18 protein-coding genes are annotated in these 19,580 nt (G+C 70.1%); 8 read left to right on the forward strand and 10 right to left on the reverse strand.

The window, feature by feature from the left end; genetic code table 11:
• The first annotated feature begins 396 nt into the window (after window positions 1-396).
• Both OG199_RS42100 and lexA read left to right on the forward strand, forming a co-directional pair.
• On the forward strand, window positions 397-789 hold the full coding sequence (locus tag OG199_RS42100; protein ID WP_405834218.1) for a MarR family transcriptional regulator: 393 nt from the start codon (window positions 397-399) through the stop codon (window positions 787-789).
• A gap of 369 nt (window positions 790-1,158) precedes the next feature.
• Complete coding sequence (lexA, locus tag OG199_RS42105; protein WP_356801609.1) at window positions 1,159-1,830, forward strand: transcriptional repressor LexA; 672 nt, start codon at window positions 1,159-1,161, stop codon at window positions 1,828-1,830.
• Window positions 1,831-2,047: 217 nt separating this feature from the next.
• Here the strand turns inward: lexA and OG199_RS42110 are convergent, their stop codons facing one another.
• Window positions 2,048-2,974, reverse strand: coding sequence for a helix-turn-helix domain-containing protein (locus OG199_RS42110; protein WP_405834219.1), 927 nt, complete (start codon window positions 2,972-2,974; stop codon window positions 2,048-2,050).
• A gap of 140 nt (window positions 2,975-3,114) precedes the next feature.
• Between OG199_RS42110 and OG199_RS42115 the strand changes: the two genes are divergently transcribed.
• Genes OG199_RS42115 through OG199_RS42125 form a run of 3 tightly spaced genes read left to right on the forward strand, consistent with a single transcriptional unit; the run spans window position 3,115 to window position 5,457 of the window.
• Window positions 3,115-3,711 carry a non-oxidative hydroxyarylic acid decarboxylases subunit B gene (locus OG199_RS42115; protein ID WP_356801613.1) on the forward strand — a complete coding sequence of 199 codons (597 nt, stop codon included), beginning with the start codon at window positions 3,115-3,117 and terminating at the stop codon, window positions 3,709-3,711.
• A 32-nt stretch (window positions 3,712-3,743) separates the two neighbouring features.
• Window positions 3,744-5,168 (forward strand): non-oxidative hydroxyarylic acid decarboxylases subunit C, encoded by a 1,425-nt coding sequence (locus OG199_RS42120; RefSeq protein WP_405834222.1) that lies wholly within the window; start codon window positions 3,744-3,746, stop codon window positions 5,166-5,168.
• A gap of 46 nt (window positions 5,169-5,214) precedes the next feature.
• Window positions 5,215-5,457, forward strand: coding sequence for a non-oxidative hydroxyarylic acid decarboxylases subunit D (locus tag OG199_RS42125; RefSeq protein WP_356801616.1), 243 nt, complete (start codon window positions 5,215-5,217; stop codon window positions 5,455-5,457).
• 7 nt (window positions 5,458-5,464) lie between these two features.
• Here OG199_RS42125 and OG199_RS42130 read toward each other — a convergent pair whose 3' ends face one another.
• The 3 genes from OG199_RS42130 to OG199_RS42140 form a co-directional block, all read right to left on the reverse strand.
• Window positions 5,465-6,463, reverse strand: a complete 999-nt coding sequence (locus OG199_RS42130) for an NAD(P)-dependent oxidoreductase (protein ID WP_405834847.1) — start codon at window positions 6,461-6,463, stop codon at window positions 5,465-5,467.
• Between the two features lie 42 nt (window positions 6,464-6,505).
• Window positions 6,506-7,078: a dihydrofolate reductase family protein gene (locus OG199_RS42135; RefSeq protein ID WP_405834224.1), complete on the reverse strand. Its 573-nt coding sequence runs from the start codon at window positions 7,076-7,078 to the stop codon at window positions 6,506-6,508.
• An 817-nt stretch (window positions 7,079-7,895) separates the two neighbouring features.
• The gene (locus OG199_RS42140) at window positions 7,896-8,411 is read right to left on the reverse strand and encodes a helix-turn-helix domain-containing protein (protein WP_356801620.1); all 516 of its coding nucleotides are present in this window, start codon (window positions 8,409-8,411) and stop codon (window positions 7,896-7,898) included.
• Between the two features lie 86 nt (window positions 8,412-8,497).
• On the opposite strand from OG199_RS42140, the gene OG199_RS42145 reads away from it, so the two are divergent.
• Window positions 8,498-9,211 carry an SDR family oxidoreductase gene (locus OG199_RS42145; protein ID WP_401808223.1) on the forward strand — a complete coding sequence of 238 codons (714 nt, stop codon included), beginning with the start codon at window positions 8,498-8,500 and terminating at the stop codon, window positions 9,209-9,211.
• 219 nt (window positions 9,212-9,430) lie between these two features.
• Here the strand turns inward: OG199_RS42145 and OG199_RS42150 are convergent, their stop codons facing one another.
• The 5 genes from OG199_RS42150 to OG199_RS42170 form a co-directional block, all read right to left on the reverse strand.
• Entirely contained in the window at window positions 9,431-10,147 is a 717-nt protein-coding gene (locus tag OG199_RS42150; RefSeq protein ID WP_405834227.1) for an NADPH-dependent F420 reductase, read from the reverse strand.
• Between the two features lie 19 nt (window positions 10,148-10,166).
• The gene (locus tag OG199_RS42155) at window positions 10,167-11,198 is read right to left on the reverse strand and encodes an LLM class flavin-dependent oxidoreductase (RefSeq protein ID WP_401808219.1); all 1,032 of its coding nucleotides are present in this window, start codon (window positions 11,196-11,198) and stop codon (window positions 10,167-10,169) included.
• On the reverse strand, window positions 11,191-11,376 hold the full coding sequence (locus OG199_RS42160) for a hypothetical protein (protein WP_405834228.1): 186 nt from the start codon (window positions 11,374-11,376) through the stop codon (window positions 11,191-11,193). Before OG199_RS42160 ends, OG199_RS42155 begins: the two co-directional genes overlap by 8 nt.
• A gap of 323 nt (window positions 11,377-11,699) precedes the next feature.
• Window positions 11,700-13,148 carry a dihydrolipoyl dehydrogenase family protein gene (locus tag OG199_RS42165; protein ID WP_405834230.1) on the reverse strand — a complete coding sequence of 483 codons (1,449 nt, stop codon included), beginning with the start codon at window positions 13,146-13,148 and terminating at the stop codon, window positions 11,700-11,702.
• A 100-nt stretch (window positions 13,149-13,248) separates the two neighbouring features.
• Window positions 13,249-13,692: a VOC family protein gene (locus tag OG199_RS42170; protein ID WP_405834232.1), complete on the reverse strand. Its 444-nt coding sequence runs from the start codon at window positions 13,690-13,692 to the stop codon at window positions 13,249-13,251.
• A 265-nt stretch (window positions 13,693-13,957) separates the two neighbouring features.
• Here OG199_RS42170 and OG199_RS42175 point away from each other — a divergent pair, with 265 nt between their 5' ends.
• Both OG199_RS42175 and OG199_RS42180 read left to right on the forward strand, forming a co-directional pair.
• Window positions 13,958-16,336 (forward strand): SpoIIE family protein phosphatase, encoded by a 2,379-nt coding sequence (locus tag OG199_RS42175; protein WP_405834234.1) that lies wholly within the window; start codon window positions 13,958-13,960, stop codon window positions 16,334-16,336.
• 247 nt (window positions 16,337-16,583) lie between these two features.
• Window positions 16,584-19,112, forward strand: coding sequence for an MGH1-like glycoside hydrolase domain-containing protein (locus OG199_RS42180; protein WP_405834236.1), 2,529 nt, complete (start codon window positions 16,584-16,586; stop codon window positions 19,110-19,112).
• 49 nt (window positions 19,113-19,161) lie between these two features.
• Here OG199_RS42180 and OG199_RS42185 read toward each other — a convergent pair whose 3' ends face one another.
• Window positions 19,162-19,548: a nuclear transport factor 2 family protein gene (locus tag OG199_RS42185; protein ID WP_356803986.1), complete on the reverse strand. Its 387-nt coding sequence runs from the start codon at window positions 19,546-19,548 to the stop codon at window positions 19,162-19,164.
• Window positions 19,549-19,580: the final 32 nt, after the last annotated feature.

Raw genomic sequence — 19,580 nt, forward strand, 5'->3', positions numbered from 1 at the left:
CGTGCCGTCACAGCGCCGAACGCCCCCTGTCCTCAGTTCCGAACCGTCCGTGCCGGACCCGCCGGGGCTCTCGTCCCCGTACGTGACCAAGCCCTCCGCCGCCGTGGTGGTGGTCGACCCGGCCGACCACGTCACGGTCGGTGATGACGCTACGGCGGCATGAGGGCCGGGACAGGTGGCCGGACGTGCCACAACTCCCTCACATCAGGACGTCGGGCCGGGCTGCCGGCTCCGCGTGGAGGTCTCCCGTCGCACAGGCGAGGCGCGGACGAGGTGTTCCGTGTCCTGATCCGAGGGCTTCAAGTCCGCCGCACCCGCCATGGCCGGCGTGCGGAACCTGGTTGTGAGTCTTCGGTCGCGGCTTCGTGACCGAAGAGCCGACCCCCGGGAACGAACATGACAGACCGCACTTCGCCCGACGTCACCCAGCGGCAGGCTCCAGGGACTCTCTGGACCCTGGGCCTCCTGCACGGCGAGTTGCGGGCACGGCACGGTCTGTCGCTCCACGGCTACCTCATCCTCGGCGCCCTCGCCGAAACCGCGAACGGAGCCGCGCCGGTTGCCGAGCTGACCGACTTCCTCGGGGAATCGGGAGGCCGGATGTCCTACGTCCTGAGAGAGATGCAGGCGTCCGGTCTGATCGAGCGCGATCGATACGACCGCGACCGACGGGCGGTGAAGGTCATGCTGACCGACACCGGACGGGGCATGTTCGCCGACGCCGAAAGGACCGCGCGGGAGATCGTGGGCCGACACCTCGTGCCCGGCTCGGACAACCGCCCCTGCTGAACCCCCCGCTCCGGCCCCCGACCGTCAGGCGCGCACGACCTGCCCCGGCGGGGAGGCACCCGAGACGCGCGAGGCGCCCGTACGGCGCTCATGGGCGACGCCACCCGCGAACAGCCGGGACCCCGGGCATGACCGCACACGACTACTCGGCACCGGGGAGAAGGCCGGAGGCGGCTTCGAACCGCCCTCGAAGGCACGGCCACCGACCGTCACCTCCGGCGGTCGTCCCGGCTGCCGTGCGCCCGGACACGGTCGATGTGGTGATCTGCCGCATCTGTCCGCAGGACCACGACGACACCGGTGTTCCGATTGCGCCGGATGGCGGGTTAAGGTCGCGTTCTGCGAAGATCTTGTACGGAGGTACCCGGGATGGAGAACAGCGCGCCCGCCCGCCGAGGCCGCCCGCCGGGCACCCGGAACGCCGGGGGCGAGCTGACGAGCCGCCAGTCGGCCATCGTCGGCTACATCACCGAGACGGTCGACCGCCAGGGCTACCCGCCCTCGATGCGGGAGATCGGCCAGGCCGTGAACCTCTCCAGCACCTCCTCGGTCGCCCACCAGCTGATGGCTCTGGAACGCAAGGGCGTCCTCTACCGCGACCCGCACCGACCCCGCGCCTACCGCGTCCGGCCCTCCTGGGCGCCCGACCTGGGCAGCGTGAGCCAGGCGCCGGTCGACGTGCCCCTCGTAGGACGCATCGCCGCGGGAGCGCCCCTGCTCGCGGAGGAAATGGTCGAGGACGTCTACTCCCTGCCCCGCCAGATCGTGGGCGACGGCGACCTGTTCGCCCTGACGGTCTCCGGCGACTCCATGATCGACGCGGCGATCTGCGACGGCGACATCGTGACCGTCAGACGCCAGGACAGCGCCGACCACGGAGACATCGTCGCCGCGCTCCTGGAGGACGAGGCCACCATCAAGGTGCTGCACCGCCAGGACGGCCGGGTGTGGCTCATGCCCCGGAACGCCTCCTACGCGCCGATCCCCGGCGACGACGCGCAGATCCTCGGCAAGGTCGTCGGCGTCCTGCGGCTGCTCTGAGAGCCCGAACCGGCGGCGCGTCGGCGGGTACGCCCAGCCCCACAGGGCAAGGTCTCGGCCCGTGAGACCGGCGATCTCCGTAGCCCTGATGGAGGCGCACGATGCCGACCGCCAGTGCCGCGCTCGGGACTCGGTGCGGGCGGCGACCGCCGCACGACGCGCGTGTCGCGGCAACGCCGCCGTCACTCGCCGAGCGGCTCCACCGTGCTGAACGCGGCTACTGGCCCGCGCTTCGCGGTTGGCCGCCGCGGCCGTGCGTCCTCGAGGAGCTACGGAAGGCGGTCGGGGTCTCGCCGGCCAGCTTGCGGAAGAATTTGGTGAAGACCGTGGCCTCCGGGAAGCCGATCCGTTCGGCGATCACCCCCGCGGACAGGTCGGTGTGCGCGAGCAGGCGTTTGGCCTCCAACAGGACCCGGTTGTCGATGAAGCGCTTGGCCCCGCACCCGGCGGCGTCACGGGTCGCCCGGGTCAGGGTGCGGACGCTGTAGCCCAGGTCCCTGGCGTAGTCGTCCACCCGGTGGCTTCGGGCGTATCCGCGCTCCACGGCCTGCTGGAATCGGCGGAACGCCTCGGTGCCCGTTCCGTCCTCCGGCTCGTCGCCCGTGGAGGGCTGCTGGTGGGAGAGGTGCAGGACGAGTGCCGCCAGCAGGTGGCGCAACACCTCGACGTGCGCCTCCAACGGCAGGCCGCCGAGCCCGTGGTACTCGCTGTCCAGCAGGCCGAGGGTGTTCCTCAGCGCGTCTCCCGCGGCGTCCGAGGGGGTCAGCGGACGGTAGGGGAAGTACTGATCGACTCGGGCGACCTCGGCGGTGGTCGTGTCCAGGAAGCCGGGCTGGAAGAGGACGACGGTTCCTTCGGCCGAGGCCAGATCGGAGCGGAACTGGTGGATCTGACCGGGGCGCGCCCACAACCAGTCGCCCTCGGTCAGCTCGTGATCGGTGAAATCCAGCGAGCAGCACAGCGTGCCCGTCCGAACGGTGATCAACTCGTGGAACGCGACCCGGACCGGTGAGTAGGGGTCGACCCCGTGACCGCGAGCCCGGGCACTCAGGTCGGCGAAGTCGAGTACCTCGACCCCCGGCGGAGTTCCGGCGGATGACCGGTAGGGGACCTCGGTGACGTCAGCGTGTCCGTTTCTGTCCATGGCTTGTCTTCATCCTACGGCTTTGACCAGGAACATCGAATCTAGTGTGAAGCGCGGGAGCGGAGTGGTGACCGAGGTGGTCCGTCCCCTCCGCACCCACTCACCTCTACCCGCTCACGTCTACCGAGGAGCTGAGCCCTGTGCGACTGATCGTGGCGATGACGGGGGCGACCGGCTCGGTGCTCGGCGTCCGTCTGCTGGAGAATCTCAGCCGGCTGCGCGAGGTGGAGACCCATCTGGTCCTCAGCCGCTGGGCGCGTACCACCATCGAGTTGGAGACCGGGCTGTCGGCCCGCGACGTCGGTGCCCTCGCCGACGAGGTGCACGCCCCCGAGGACCAGGGCGCCAGGATCTCCTCCGGGTCGTTCAGGACCGACGGGATGGTGATCGTCCCGTGCTCGATGAAGACGCTCGCCGGGATCCGCGCCGGCTACGCCGACGGGCTGATCGGCCGCGCGGCGGACGTGGTGCTGAAGGAGCACCGCAAGCTGGTGCTCGTTCCGCGTGAGACACCGCTGAGCGAGGTCCATCTGGAGAACATGCTGGCGCTGTCGCGCATGGGCGTGCGGATGGTGCCGCCGATGCCCGCCTTCTACAACCACCCCGCATCCGTCGACGACATCGTCGACCACATCACAGCCCGGGTCCTCGACCAGTTCGACCTGCCCGCGCCCGCCGCCAAACGGTGGGACGGCATGCGGGCCGCCCGTGCCCAGGAGCTCAGGGCAGCGCTCTGACGCCTCACCACGACTGTCACCAAGGGGTTCACATGGCCTATGACGATCTGCGCAGTTTTCTCGAAGTACTCGACAAGGAGGGACAGTTGCTGCGGATCACCGAGGAGGTGAAGCCGGAGCCGGACATCGCCGCCGCCGCCAACGCGGCGCCACGTCTCGGGGATGCGGCGCCGGCCCTCTACTTCGACAACATCAGCGGTTTCACCGACGCCCGGATAGCGATGAACGTGCACGGCTCCTGGGCCAACCACGCGCTGGCCCTGGGGTTGCCGAAGGAGACGGGGACCAAGGAGCAGGTGGAGGAGTTCATCCGCCGCTGGGCGGAGTTCCCCGTGCGGCCCGAGTGGCGGGAGCACCCCCTGTGGGCCGAGAACACCCTGGAGGGGGACGACGTCGACATCTTCGAGGTACTTCCGCTGATCCGCCTCAACGACGGCGACGGCGGCTTCTACATCGACAAGGCCGCGGTCGTGTCCAGGGACCCGGAGGACCCGGAGAACAGCGGCAAGCAGAACGTCGGCATCTACCGCATCGAGGTGAAGGGCAGACGCAGGCTCGCCCTCCAGCCGGTACCGGTGCACGACATCGCCCAGCACCTGCGGAAGGCCGAGGAATCCGGCGAGGACCTCCCCGTCGCCATCGCCGTGGGCAATGATCCGGTGATCTCGATCGTCGCGTCCACCCCGATGAGGTACGACGAGAACGAGTACGAACTCGCCGGCGCCCTGCGCGGCGCCCCGGCGCCGATCGCGAGGGCGCCCCTGACCGGGCTGCCGGTGCCGTGGGGCAGCGAGGTCGTGATCGAGGGCGTGATCGAGGGTCGCAAGCGCGAAGTGGAAGGACCCTTCGGCGAGTTCACCGGCCACTACTCGGGCGGTCGCAGCATGCCGGTGATCCGGATCGACAAGATCTCCTACCGCAGCAACCCGGTCTTCGAACACCTCTACCTGGGCATGCCGTGGACCGAGATCGACTACCTGATGGCCGCCAACACCTGTGCCCCGCTGTACGAGCAGCTCAGGAAGGACTTCCCCGAGGTCCAGGCGGTCAACGCCACGTACACCCACGGCCTGGTCGTCATCGTCTCCACCAGGAAGAGGTACGGCGGTTTCGCCAAGGCGGTCGGCATGCGCGTCCTGACCACACCGCACGGACTGGGATACGCCGCCACCGTGATCGTGGTGGACGAGGACGTCGACCCCTTCAACCTTCCGCAGGTGATGTGGGCGCTGTCGACCAAGATGAACCCCGCCGGCGACCTGATCACGATTCCGAACCTGTCCGTGATGGAGCTGGGTCCGCAGGCGAACACACCCGGCATCGTGGACAAGCTCATCATCGACGCCACCACACCCGTCAGGCCGGATCACCGCGGCAACTACGGCAACCCGGTCCAGGACCTGCCCGAAGCGGGCGCATGGCTCACCAGGCTCAGGCAACTCGCCGCGGAACGCTGACGAAGCCGAACTCCCGTCCTCCCCACGTGAAAAGGAACCACTGCCCATGGAAGGCACCGGCATCTGTCCGCGTTGCGCCCACGAGACCATCGAACAGCTCTTCAGCTCTCCCGTCCCCGGCGTATGGGTGGTGCTGCAGTGCCGGCAGTGCCTCTACTGCTGGCGTACCAGTGAACCCGCCCGCCGCACCGAGCGCGACGTCTATCCCGACAGTTTCAGGATGACCGTCGACGACATCGCCGACGCCGTCGACGTGCCGCCCGTCCCCCCGCTCCTTCGGCGCGGCTGAGACAGGGTCACGGGTGCCGCTCGGCCCGCCTTTCGGCCGCTCCGGTACTGCCCCCGGCGGCGGGCGCAGCAGGGTGACGCAAGAGGATCCCGGCCTTCTCCTCCAGCAGGGCCACCGCCAGCAGCTCGCCGTCCACGGGCCCATAGCGCTCGAGTGCCTCCGCGTGGAGGTGACGGACGGTGTCCGCGACGCTGTGGGGCGTGGCGAGTTGTTCCGCCAGTGCGGTCACTGCCGTCAACTGGTCGTGGATGCGGTCGAGGCCGAAGTCGGTGAGGTAGTCGCCGGCCAGGAGGGCGGGCAGGTCGTGGCGGATGAACGCGGTCGAGGCGGGACCCGCGGCCAGGGTCTCGGTGAGCACGCCCAGATCGATGCCGGCACGTCGCCCCAGGAGAAGAGCCTCCGCGGTGGCGGCGGCCTGGCCGAACCACAGGAGGTTGACCAGCAGTTTGGCGACGTATCCCGTACCGGGTCCACCGACGTGCGTGATGCGGTCGGACACCGCGGACAGCAGCGGGCGGTGGCGCTCGAGGAGGGCGTCCTCCCCGCCGACGAAGAGCCGCAGCCGCGCCGCGGCGGCGTCCGCGGGTGAACCTCCGATGGGCGCCTCCAGTACGGCTACCCCGTGGGCGGCGGCCCGCTTCCAGCAGGGTTCGGCGCCGGTCGGCGTGTTACTGCTCATGTCGATCCAGGTGGCCCGGGACGCCAGCGCGGCGAGAACGGCGTCATCGACCGCTGCCGCCACCTCGGCCGGTCCGGGAAGGACGGTGAGGAGCACGTCCGCCCCCGCTGCCGCGGCTGCCGCCGAATCCGCGGTCAGGGCCCCGTGCGACAGAGCCGCTTCCCTGCGCTCGGCCAGGACGTCGTAGGCCCTCACCCGGTATCCCGCGCGGACCAGACCGGCGCACAGCGGTTCGCCCATGCGGCCCACACCGATCAGGCAGATCGTCGACATCGGTGGATGATATCCGGGCGCGGCTCGGGTACTTGCAGCCGCACGGCGCGCGATCGCCGGGCACCGCCCGGTGCGGGGCGGACGGCCGGAGCCTGGTCAGCGCACGACGTCGAGGACGTTCATCTGCAGCCCGTTGGCGTACACGGCGTGCTCGACCAGCTTCAGCTTCTGGGTGTCCTTGTCGCTCGCGGGGAACAGCCGCTTGCCCGCGCCCAGCAGCAGCGGGAAGACGAGCAGGTGGTACCGGTCGATCAGGCCGGCGTCCGCGAGGCCGTGGTTCAGGGCGACGCTGCCGTGGACGATGATCGGGCCGCCGTCGGTCACCTTGAGAGCGGCGACCTCGTCGAGGGAGCGCAGGACGGTGGTCTCGCCCCAGTTCGGCACGAGCCTGTCCTCGGTGAGGGTGGTGGACACGACGTACTTCGGCAGGGTCTTGTAGTGGGCGAACTCGGCCATGTCCGGCCACACCGGGCTGAACGCCTCGTAGCTGGCCCGTCCCATCAGGATCGCGGTGGATTCCTCCTGCTCCCGCCCTTTGATGGCGAACGCCTCGGGGACGAACTCGATGTCCTTGAAGGTCCATCCGGAGTTGCGGTAGCCGGGTTCGCCGCCGGGGCCCTCGACGACACCGTCGAGCGAGATGAAGGCGGAGCTGATCAGGGTACGCATGGTGGATTCCTTCGGTGTCCGGTGGACGTATCTCGGTTGCTTGCCGCCGTTTCGGAGCGCGCGCGGAGCACGCCCGCGGTGGCGGCCTTCCGGCGAGGATTCATTGCGGGCCGCCTTGCGGTGTGCGGACTTCGGTCACGGCAAGGTCCAGCACCGCTCCAGGATGCAGCCGACAAAAATTATTGTCAAGACAGTTCGAGTTGTCGGATGCTCTCGTGATGATCGGTGACCGAGGGGATTGAGGCAGCCGTCGTCGTACGGGGACGGCCGGTGTGATGCCTGACCGGCGAGACCGCGACGTCCTTCCGGCATGGGAGACGGACAGGGCAGGGAGGGGAGCGGACGGGAGGGGAAGGGGGGCGTCGGGCGGTCCATCCGGAGGCGCGCGTGACGACCGGGGTGTCCGAATTCCGCACGTCGGCGACGGCCTGGGCGCCGGTTCGGAAGGGAAGGGCCCCGGGCCGGTGGCCGGGGTGTGAGCTGACCGGTCACGTCGGCTGCGATCCGTACGTCGCGGACACCGCGACCGCCTGACCGGCCTCGTCCCAGGGGCGACCCGGCGGATGCGCTGCGCCGCCGGTACGCGTCCGGAGAACGGGCTGACCGCGGCAAGGGATGCGGGGTGCTGCGCCGGCACAGGCCGCGTGCGGCTGCTCGCGAGGGGCTCGTGCTCGCGACGGCCGCGTTCCGCGGCCGGTCGGCCGGTGGCCGGTTCGAACTGCCGTCGTCGTCCGGTCGGTTCGGGGGTACGCGCGGGTGCGCCCTCATCGGCCGTGAGGGCGCCGGACCCCGAGTACGGCCGCCCGGCGCTCGACGGTCAGGGCTTCGGCGCCAGCCCTGCTTCCTCTCGTCCGCGCGCCGGGCGAGGAACCGTGGTCAGGAACTGCACGTCGCCCCCGGGGACGACGGCGTCGGTGTCATCGACGAAGGCCACACGCACAGGGCGGTCACCGTCCGCGGAGCGCCGCAGGGTGCTGGGCCCGGTGGAGGGCGGCCGGTTCTCGTCACCCCACTGCTGGAGAGCGGCCAGGACCAGACGCAACTGCTCACCGGCCGGTGTCAGGTGGTAGCTGAAGCGTGTGCGCGCACCGGGCTCACGGTAGGGCCGCTTCTCCATGACGCCCCCTTCCACGAGGGTGCCCAGGCGCAGCGTGAGGACGTCGGGGGCGATGCCGAGGCGGTCGCGGAAGTCGGCGAAGCGCGTCACGTCCCGCAGTGCCGCCTCGCGGAGGACCAGCATGGACCAGCGGTCGCCGACGATCTCCAGGGAGCGGGCGATCGAGCAGGTCTCCTCGCGGTCGCGGTCTTTCCGCGTGGCCTTGGCGTGCGTCATGCGAGTCAGCCTACTCCTGAGTTGCGTTTTCACATCCAGCTACCTATGTTGGAAATGCCTATTCAGCATCTCAGGGATGAGGAACCATGGACATCAGGAACGCAGTGGCGGTCGTGACCGGTGCCAACCGCGGTCTGGGCCGGCACTTCGCCGCCCAGCTGCTCGAGCGCGGCGCCGCGAAGGTCTACGCGGGCGTACGCGACCCGTCGTCCGTCGACCTGCCGGGGGTCGTCCCGCTCGCCCTGGACATCACGGACCCCGATTCCGTGGCACGGGCGGCCGAGGCCGCCCCGGACGCGACGCTTCTCATCAACAACGCCGGAATCAGCACGCACGTGGGGCTCGCCAGTGGCGACATGAGCGACATCCGCCTGGAGATGGAGACGCACTTCTTCGGCTCCCTCAACGTCACCCGGGCCTTCGCTCCGGTGATCGCCGCGAACGGCGGTGGCGCCATCCTCAATGTGCTCTCCGTGCTCAGCTGGGCGCACTACCCGAACTACGGCGGCTACAGCGCCGCCAAGGCCGCCGAGCTGGCCATGACCAACGTGACACGGCAGGAGCTGGCACCGTCCGGTATCGACGTCACCGCCTTGCACGTGGGCTACATGGACACCGACATGGCCGGCTACGTGGACGGTTCCGACAAGGTCGACCCCGCGTGGGTGGCCGGCCTCGCGCTCGACGGCGTCCAGGACCGCGCGCTCGAGGTCGTGGCCGACGACAAGAGCCGCACCGTACGCGCCGCACTCTCCGGCGACCTCGCGAACCTCTACCCGGGCCTGCCCGCGACGCGCTGAACGTACGCCGCGCCGGCGGTCCGACGCGGACACCGCGCTGCCGGGAGGCCGGCCCGCGCCTTGCCGGCACCGCCGACACCGCCGACAAGGAGGGGATCACCCGTCCTGGACGACGCCCGGCCCGCCACATCCCCGCGAGGCCGCGCACTCCCGGTGCGCGACCCGAGCCGCCGGGATCGAACGGTGCTTCCGCGATGCGGCATCGAAGGAAATCGACCGCTATGCCACGTCGGCGGGCGGCGGCGTGGCAGCGGCGCGCGCCCTGCTGACCTTCTCGCCGCGTTGCGAGGCGGGGAAGCGGTCGATCATGGCGCGCAACTCGTCGGCGGGGACATCGGCCCCGAAGGGTTCGGTCCCCGGTTCCAGGCGCACGCCCTCGGCGAGCGGGCCGACGGTGACGGGGTCGAAGCCGAAGGCGTTCACGAGGCGGGCGGTCGTGGCCCGGTCGGCAGGGTCCTCACCGGCGATGGCGATCGCCTTGCGGCCGGGCGTGCCGACGGGCCGGGCCTCGTCCTCGAGGTCGTGGTAGCCCATGTGGTTGAAGGCCTTGACCACACGGGAGTCCGGCAGGAAGGCCTGGACGATCTCGCTGGTGGAGGTGCGGGGGTCTGTGAAGTCGTGGCGCACGCCGTCGACCTCCCACCAGTAGTTCATCGCGTCGATGACCAGCTTGCCCCGCAGCGCGTCCACCGGAACGCCGCGGTGCTTGCCCAGGGGGAGGGCCAGAATCGCGACGTCCGCCCGCGCCGCCGCCTCGGCCGCGGTGACCGCGACGGCACCCGGGGTGAGGACCTCGATGGTGAGCGCGATCTTCTCGGTCGCGCCCGAACCGGCGATCAGCACGCGAAAGCCCGCCGCGAGGGCCAGCCGCGCCAGTACGGTTCCCACCTTGCCGGCGCCCAGGATGCCGATGGTGCGGACGTCCTCGGTACTCATTCCGTCTCCTTTCCGCGAGTCAGCCGGCGAGGATGTCGCGGACCATGGGTATGACCTTCGTGCCGTACAGCTCGACCGCCCGCAGGCGGGCACTGACCGGCTGCGCGCCCGCGGTGTAGATGAGGTCGAACCTGCCGACGCCGAGTTGGCGAACGGCGCCGGCGATCTTGCGTGCGACCGTCTCCGGTGAGCCGATGTAAAGGGAGCCGTGCTCGATCTCCGCCTCGTACTCCTCCCGGCGGATCGGCGGCCAGCCTCGCAGGGCGCCGATGCGGTCGCGGATGACCCGGTAGCTCGGCCAGTGCAGCTCTCGGGCTTCTTCGTCGGTGTCGGCGATGAAGCCGGGGGAGTGCATTCCCACCGGATGCGCGGTGGTGCCGAACTGGTCGGCCGCGCGCCGGTAGAGGTCGATGTAGGCCGCGAACCGCTCGGGAGAACCGCCGATGATGGCGAGCATGAGGGGAAGCCCGTAGTGGGCGGTTCGAATGACCGACTGGGGTGAGCCGCCGACACCGACCCAGGTGGACAGGTGTCCGGACTCGGTGGGGGGAAAGACCTCGGCGTCCTCCAGGGGAGCCCGCACGGTGCCCTTCCACGTGACGGGCTTCTCCTCCAGCAGCCTCGAGAACAGCTCGATCTTCTCCTCGAACAACGTGTCGTAGTCGGCGAGGTCGTATCCGAACAAGGGGAACGATTCCGTGAAGGAGCCGCGGCCGAGGATCACCTCGGCCCGGCCGCCGGAGAGGGCGTCGACGGTTGAGAAGCGCTGGAACACCCGGACGGGGTCGTCGGAACTGAGCACCGTCACGCCGGAGGCGAGCCGGATGCGCGAGGTGCGCGTGGCGATGCCGGCGAGCACGGTCTCCGGGGACGAGATCGAGTACTCCGGCCGATGGTGTTCGCCGAGCGCGATGACGTCGACGCCGAGGTCGTCCGCGAGGACCGCTTCGTCGAGGACCTGCCGGATCGCCCGCGCGTGGGAGACCAGCACGCCTGCGTCGTCCGTGGGTACGTCGCCGAACGTGTCGAGGCCGAAGGTGAGATCAGACATGGAAGGACTCCTTGGTGAACAGTTCCCTTACCAGCGGGGCGACTTCGCGGCCCAGCGACTCGATCGTGCGAGCGCGGGCCCGGCGGGGCGGTGTCTCGGCGTCGCCCAGCGTCCGGCCGTCATCGTCGGCGACCTCCCCGAACGAGTCGAGGCCGATTTTGAAGGTCAGCGGCGTCATGGTCTCCTCCTCCGGCAGCCCGTGGGCAGCTGACCACTCAGAAGCAAGTAATTGACACGTCAAGTATATCCCCATGATACATGCTTGACGTGTCAATCAAGAGAACGAGGTTGTGCGGTGGTGCGGACGCGCCCCGCGCCGCCGTGAAGGCGCCCGCTGCTCGTCGCATCCATCGTAAGCCATGTAGTTTATGTGTCAACTAAACGTCCCGTGGCGCCGGCCGCGCCGGGTGTCCGACTGGGACCCTCGACCCGTGCGTCGATTCCCGTGCCCGGGGGGCGGACGGCGCACGGGAGGTGACGAGGACTGCCGGGCGACCCGGCCTACCCGGCGGTGTCCCGGTAGGTTTCCAGGAGCCTCAGCCAGACCTCGCTGATGGTGGGGAAGGCGGGAACGGCGTGCCAAAGCCGTTCCAGTGGCACCTCGCCCGCGACGGCGATCGTGGCCGAGTGCAGGAGCTCTCCGACGCCCGGGCCCGCGAAGGTGACGCCGGCCACGGTGCCCCGGTCGGTGTCGACCAGCATGCGGGCCCGGCCGCGGTAGCCCTTGGCGTACTGTTGCGCCCCCGTGAGACGAGCGAGGTCGTAGTCCACCACCTCGACCCGGCGTCCGGTCCGCTCCGCTTCGTGCGTGGTGAGGCCGACGGAGGCTATCTCGGGGCTGGTGAACACGACTTGAGGCACGGCGACGTGGTCGGCGGTCGCGGCGTGCGCGCCCCAACGGGCGTCGTCGACCGGCGCTCGCCCGGCGCGCGCGCCGATGGCGCCGCCGGCCGCTCGGGCCTGGTACTTGCCCTGGTGGGTCATCAGGGCCCGCCCATTGACGTCGCCGACGGCGTAGAGCCAGCCTCCGGCGACGTTCGTCACGCGGCAGGTGTCGTCCACGGTGAGCCAGTCGCCCGGTGTGAGGCCGACGGTCTCCAGACCGACGTCCGCGGTCCGCGGTGCCCGGCCGGTGGCGAACAGGACCTCGTCCGCGGTCACTTCGTCCCCGCCGGCGAGGCCGATCCGCACCGGGCCGTCCGTGCCGCTTTGGCGCTCCACGGAGGCGACCTCGGCTCCCAGCCGTATGTCGACGCCGGCTTCGAGGAGGTCTTCCGTGACCAGTTCACCGGCGAACGGCTCCATCTTCGTCAGGAGGCCGTCGCCGCGGACCAGCAGGGTCACCTGTGAGCCGAGCGCCTGCCAGGCGGTCGCCAGTTCGACGGCGACCACACCCCCGCCCACCACGGCCAGGCGGCCCGGTACGCGGCCGGCGGCGGTCGCCTCGCGGTTGGTCCACGGTCCTGCGGTGTCGAGTCCGGGCAGGTCGGGCAGGGCGGTGCCGGTGCCTGTGCAGAGCGCGACCGCGTGCCGCGCTGTCAGGCGCACCGTGTCCCCGTCGGGAGTCCGTACCGACACCTGCCGGGGGCCGACGAGCCGTCCGTGACCGCGGACGAGGTCGACGGACACGGATCCGAGCCAGTCGGCCTGGTCCTCGTCCTTCCAGTACGCGGCCATCCTGTCGCGGTGCGCGAGGACCGCGTCCACGTCCAGTGGCCCCCGCACCGCCTGGCTCAACCCCGGTACGCGGCGCGCGTCGGCGCGTGCCACCACCGGCCGCAGCAGGGCCTTGCTGGGCTCGCAGGCCCAGAACGAGCACTCGCCGCCGAGCAGTTCGCGTTCCACGATCACGGTACTGAGCCCGGCGGCGCGGGCCCGGTCGGCCACGTTCTCGCCGACCGGTCCGCCGCCTATGACGACCACGTCGTAGGTGCGCGAGGCTTCGTCCATCACTGTTCCTGTCCTGTGCCTGGATGCTCCGGCCCCGGCCGGAAACCGGACGGCGGGAGCATGGGTGTTCTGACGCGTATGGGGCGGGGAGGAGGTGTCGTCACCGGCCCGGCAGTCGGGTCGTCACTTCCTGCAGCACCCATCCGTTGCCGTCCGGGTCGCTGAAGGCGGTGAAGGAGCCGTAGCTGGCGCGCTGCGGATCGGCGCCGCTGACCCGGCCTTCCTCCGTGCCGCGGTGGAACACCCCGCCCGCGTCGTGGAAGATCTCGCTCATCTCGACACCACGGCCGACGAGCTCGGCACGGGCCGCCACGACGTCCGTGACGACGAGGTGCAGGCCCTGCGTCGAACCCGGTGCGGCCGTGGTGACCCCGGTGCCGAAGAGGATCGAGCACTGCGAGCCGGGCGGCGTCAGGTGCACCACGCGGTAGCTGTCGTCGGCGACGTAGTCGACGTCGAGACGGAAGCCGGCCTTCTCGTAGAAGGCCTTGGCCCGGTCGACATCGGAGACGGGCAGCACGACTACTTCGAGTTTCAGATCCACTTTTTTTTGCCTTCTCTCTCGCGGACGGAGGCTGGGGGCCTCGGCGCGTCACCGTTCTGACGGGTGAGATCATGACATCGCCGCGCGTCACCGGTCAAGCAGGTGACGAATGCGCCGGGCGTCCGGTCGGCTGCGGGTCGGCGGGAGCCACCCGGACGCACGGCGCTGTTCGGCACGCTCCCGCCCCAGACCGCGCGAAGCAGATCCGGCTGCGCGAGACTGGAGGCACCGGCCGAGCCGAGGGGGCCCAGAACGGCGGAAGGTCATGGACGGATCGGAAGTCGGCAGCACGCGGACCGCGGGACGTACGCCTGACGCGGTCGGTCAGGCATCGCTCCTGGTGGATGCCGTCGGCGTGGTGGTCCGGTGGAGCCCGGCGGTCGAAGAGCTGCTCGGCCATCCGGCGCGGTGGGGTGTCGGCCGGACGGTCACGGAACTCCTGGCCGTCGCCCCGCCCGGGTACTTCGGGGCGAGCGACACCGCGTTCAAGCACCGGGACGGGCATGCGGTCGGCTGCCGGATCCGCGTGTGCGCCGAACAGGACCCGCAGTTCGGTGCGTGCTGGCGGATGGACTTGTCACCGGCGCCGTCCGAGACGGTCCCCGCCGTCGACCAGGCACTGCTGGAGGCCCTGTTCACCCGTTCCCCGATCGGCCTGTTCGTCCTGGATCCGCAGCTGCGTCTGACGCGCTACAACGCCGCGGCACAAGGGATGCAGGGCACGCGCGTGACCGAGGGCCTCGGGCTGCGCCCCACCGAGGCGTGGCCCGGCTTCAGTTCCGAGATGGCGGAGCAGGTGATGGCCAAGGTGCTGGAGACCGGTGAACCGGCGATCGCCTTCGAAAAGCGGGGGCGACCGCCGGGCGACCCCGACCACGAGCACGTGTATTCGGCGTCCGTGTTCCGCCTGGAGGACCCCGACGGACGCATCATCGGCATCGCCGATACCGTGGTCGACGTCAGCGAGCGGGACCGGGCGCAGCAGCGCCTCGCGCTGGTGGCCGAGGCGGGAGCCCGTATCGGGACCACCCTCGACGTGCTGCGCACCGCGCAGGAACTCGCCGAGGTGGTGGTTCCCCGGCTGGCCGACAGCGTGGCCGTGGAACTGCTCGAACCGGTGCTTTCCGGACACGAGGTGCCGCACGGGCCGGGGGAGGCCGGATGGACCCTCCAGCGCGCGGCCTCTCGATCCACCCGGGCGGATGCCACGCCAGGGGTGTACGCGGTCGGCGAGCCGAGCAACTATCCCGGTGACGCGGCCGCCATGCGGGTCCTGGCCGACCGCAAGGCGTGCCTGGTGCGTACGGTCGACGCGGACAGCGCCTGGATACGCGATGACCTGGTCCGTGGCCGGCGGCTCCTGGAGGAGCGGATCCACTCGTTGATGATGGTGCCCCTGGTCGCACGTGACAGCGTTCTCGGCCTGGTCGCCTTCTATCGCTGGAGCGCCTGCGGCGCCTTCGACGACGAAGACCTCACCTTGGCCCAGGACCTCGCGGGGCGCACCGCCGTCGCCCTGGACAACGCCCGCCGCTTCGTCCGCGAGCGAAACGCCGTGCTCTCCCTGCAGCGTGGCATGCTGCCCCAGGATCCTCCCGCCGCGCACTCGGTTCGTACCGCGCACCACGTGGTGTACTCCGGCGCGGGCGGCGACTGGGCCGACGTGATCGCTCTCCCCGGGGCTCGCGTGGGCCTGGTGACGGGCAGCGCCCCCGGTCGCGGCATGCGGACGGCGGCCACCATGGGACGGCTGCGGACGGCCGTGCACATCCTCGCGGCCCTGGATCTGGCACCGGACGAGGTCATGGCCCGTCTCGACGACGTCGTACACCAGATGGACGCGGAGAACAGTGAGCCGGCGACCGGCAGCGAGGCCGCCGGGGCCACCTGCCTGTACCTGGTCTACAACCCGGTCACCCGGCAGTGCGTCATGGCCACGGCCGGACGGCCGGGGCTGGCCGTGGGACGCCCGGACGGCACGGTCACCTTCCCCGATCTTCCGGTGGGGGCGCCGCTGGGCCGGCCCGGACCGTCCTTCACCAAGTTCGACATGACGGTGCCCGACCAGACCCGCCTGGTGCTGTACACGGCCGGACTGGTGCAGGCTTTCGGCGACGATGGCGGACACGTCGAGGTCACGCGACTGCTCGCCGCGTCCCGTCAGCCCCCGCAGGATCTGTGTCTGAGCCTCGCCGAGAACCTCATCCCCGTCGACCCCCCGCAGGACGCGGCGGTCCTGGTGGCGTGCACCCGGGCCCTCGACCCCTCCCACGTCGCCACCTGGAGCCTGCCCGCAGTCCCGGCAGCCGTGGCCACGGCCCGCACTCTCGCCTCGGGCCAACTGAGCGCGTGGGCCCTGGACGACGAGGTCTTCGCCACCGAACTCATCGTCAGCGAACTGGTCACCAACGCCATCCGGTACGCCGAACCGCCCGTACGACTGCGGCTGATCTACGATCGCACCCTGACCTGTGAAGTCTCCGACAGCAGCAGCGCCGCCCCCCATCTGCGGCACTCCCGCACCACCGACGAAGGCGGCCGCGGTCTGCTGCTGGTCTCGGAGTTCGCACAGCGGTGGGGGACCCGTTACGAAGACCGGGGCAAGACCATCTGGGCCGAGCAGCAACTCGCCTCAGCCGTATGACCGAGTGAGTCAGCCGTACGACCTCACGAGCGTCCACCGGTCGGCACACGCGGGAGTCGAGCACCTTGTTCGCGGCCTCTGGACACCCCCGGAACCCTATGTTGTCATGTTCACGAGGCCCTCGTTTTACAACGTTGTAAGAGGAGTTCGGGAGAGATGAGGGGCTGCCCTCCGTGGTGGGCGCTCATCGTGCGGCGTCAGTGAGCAGACCGTGTCAGGCCACCGTTCAGGCTCGGAGGGGTACGTCATGGTGAGGTCGGGCGGATGGTGGGGCGCGGCGGCCGCCGTGGTGTTGCTCAGCAGTCTCCCCGGCGGGCCCGGTGCATCGCCTGCCGCGGCCGGAGTTCCGGCCGCGTCCGGTTCCCCGGCCCCGGCGGGCACATCGTTCCTCGACCACGACGCGTTGTTGAAGGGCGTGCAGGACCCGGCCTGGTTCAAGGCCAACATCCCCTTCCTGGACGTGCCCGACCAGCAGATCCGGGACGTGTACTACTACCGCTGGCAGACCTACAAGGAACATCTGGTCTACACCGGGCCGGAGTACGGCTGGCTGTCGAGCGAGTTCCTCCAACCGGTCGGCTACGGCGCTCCGTACGGCGGGATCTCGGCCGCGGCAGGCCACCAGATCACCGAGGGCCGGTGGCTGCGCGACCAGTCGTACGCCAAGGACGTCGTCGACTACTGGCTCGGTGGCCCGGGACAGTTCTCCAAGCCGCGGACCGACGGTGTGAACGCCGACACCTCGGACTGGGCCCACGAGTACAGTTTCTGGGCGGCCGACGCGGTGTGGCAGCAACTGCTGGCCACCGGGGACCGGACCTTCGCACAGGCCCAGTTGGCGTCGCTCGTCAAGCAGTACAACGGCTGGGGCAACCACTTCAACCCGGCTCTGGGTCTCTACTGGCAGGCGCCGGTGTGGGACGCGACGGAGTACTCCGCCTCGTCGTACGAGTCCGCCGATCCGTATCACGGGGGTTATGGCTACCGGCCGACGATCAACGCCTACCAGTACGGCGACGCGCGGGCGATCGCCGCCATCGCGGCGCTGGCGGGCGACACTGGCACGGCCGACGACTTCCAGGCCCGCGCCGGTGCGCTGCGGAGCGCGGTGCAGGCGCATCTGTGGGACGCGGGGCGGCAGTTCTACTACGGTGTGGCCCGCGACGACAACCCGTCACTGGGCAAGACCGGCAGCCGCGAGCTGATGGGCTATCTGCCCTGGATGTTCGACATGGCACCGGCCGCGAATGCCGGAGCGTTCGCCCAGCTCAAGGACTCCAGCGGCTTCGCCGCCCGCTACGGGCCGACGACGGTGGAACGGCGCAGCCCCTGGTTCATGTACCAGGCCGGCAGTTGCTGCCGCTGGGACGGCCCCTCCTGGCCGTTCGCGACGTCCCAGACGCTGACGGCGGCGGCGAACCTCCTGGAGGACTACCCGGCCCAGTCGGCGTTCTCCAACAGCGACTACGTCCAACTGCTGCACACGTATGCCGCCACCCAGTACCGGGGCGGGGTCCCCTATGTCGCCGAGGCCCATGACCCGGACAGCGACAACTGGCTCTACGACGGGAACAACCACAGCGAGGACTACAACCACTCCACCTACAACGACAACGTCATCTCCGGACTCATCGGCCTGCGGGGCCAGAGCGACGACACCCTGGTCGTCAAACCGCTCGCACCGTCCGGCTGGGACTACTTCGCCCTGGAGAACACCCCGTACCACGGGCACAACGTGACCGTACTGTGGGACCGCACCGGAAGCCGTTACGGCCAAGGGGCCGGCCTGCACGTCTACGTCGACGGCAGCCAGGCCGCCGCCAGGACGGAACTCGGCGCCGTCACGGTCGACGTGGGCGCGCCGAACATCCGGCCGAGCACGGACGCCCCCGTGGACATGGCCGCCAACGGGCAGCACTTCGCGTCCGGTCCGCAGCCCTTCGCCTCCTACACCTCCAGCTACGACAACGTCTGGAACGCCGTCGACGGCATCGTCTACCGGCAGGGCATTCCCGAGAACAGCCGATGGACCTCGTACGCCACCGGCCATCCCAGCGACTACTACGGCGTCGACTTCGGGCGCGACCAGAAGACCGGTGACGTGCGGCTGTACTTCTACGACGACGGTGGCGGGGTGCGCACCCCGGCCGACTACGACCTGCAGTACTGGACCGGCGCCGCGTGGGCCACCGTGCCCGGCCAGACCCGCTCTCCGGCGGCACCCACCGCGAACGCCGAGAACAAGATCACCTTCCCGACCCTGACGACCAGCCGGCTGCGCGTCGTGGCACCCAACGCCGGCGGCGGTACCGGTTGGGGTCTGTCGGAGTTCCAGGTGTGGGGAGCGCCCGTCTTCCAGATCGCCAACGTCAACAGCGGCAAACTCCTCGCCGTCGAGCACGCCTCGCTCTCCGACAGCGCCGACGTGCAGCAGTACGCGGACACCGGCACCCCGGACCACCTGTGGAAACTCGTCAAAACCGGCAGTGGCTGGTACAAGATCGTCAATGTCAACAGCGGTCTGCTCCTCGCGGTGCAGGGTGCCTCGACCGCCCTGAGCGCCCAGATTCAGCAGTACCACGACAGCGGCACCAGCGATCACTTGTGGCGGCTGGTCGACGCGGGCGGCGGCCAGTACAAGATCGTCAACAAGAACAGCGGGCTGCTGCTCGGCGTAGCCGGCATGTCGACCGGCGACAGCGCCGACGTCGTCCAGTACTCCGACAACGGCACCGCGGACCATCTGTGGACCCTGCGGTCAGCCGCGACGCCGTAGACCCACGCCCACGACCGGACCCGGCACGCGAGTGGATCGGAGGAAGGCCTCAGAGCTCGGGCATCGACTCCACCCACTGGGCACGCCAGTCGGGTGGAGCGAACGGATCCGCGAAGTACTGGGTCTCGTGGGCCACCTTGCCGTCGCGGAATTCCATGATGCTGATCGTGGACGCCGGTTTCCCGTCGTAATCGATCACGTATTCAGTGATCCAGAGGTCTCCACTGCCGAGGATCCGGCGGATGGTGAACGTGAGCTTGGCCGGGTGGTGCGAGCGCAGCGCCTGCAGATCGCGGCGACCGTGGACGCGCTCACCCGACTGGGGATAATCAGTGATGACGTCGTCGTGATAGATCTCGTGCTCGGTGTCCTGGTCCCCGGCGGCGGACGCCGCCCAGTGGCGGTCAAGCGCCGCGCGAATCTCTCGGTCGCCCATCGTGTGTCCTCCGACCACAGAAAGTATCGGAC

Origin of the sequence: Streptomyces sp. NBC_01176 (assembly GCF_045039825.1) — a bacterium.
Lineage (GTDB): Bacteria > Actinomycetota > Actinomycetes > Streptomycetales > Streptomycetaceae > Streptomyces.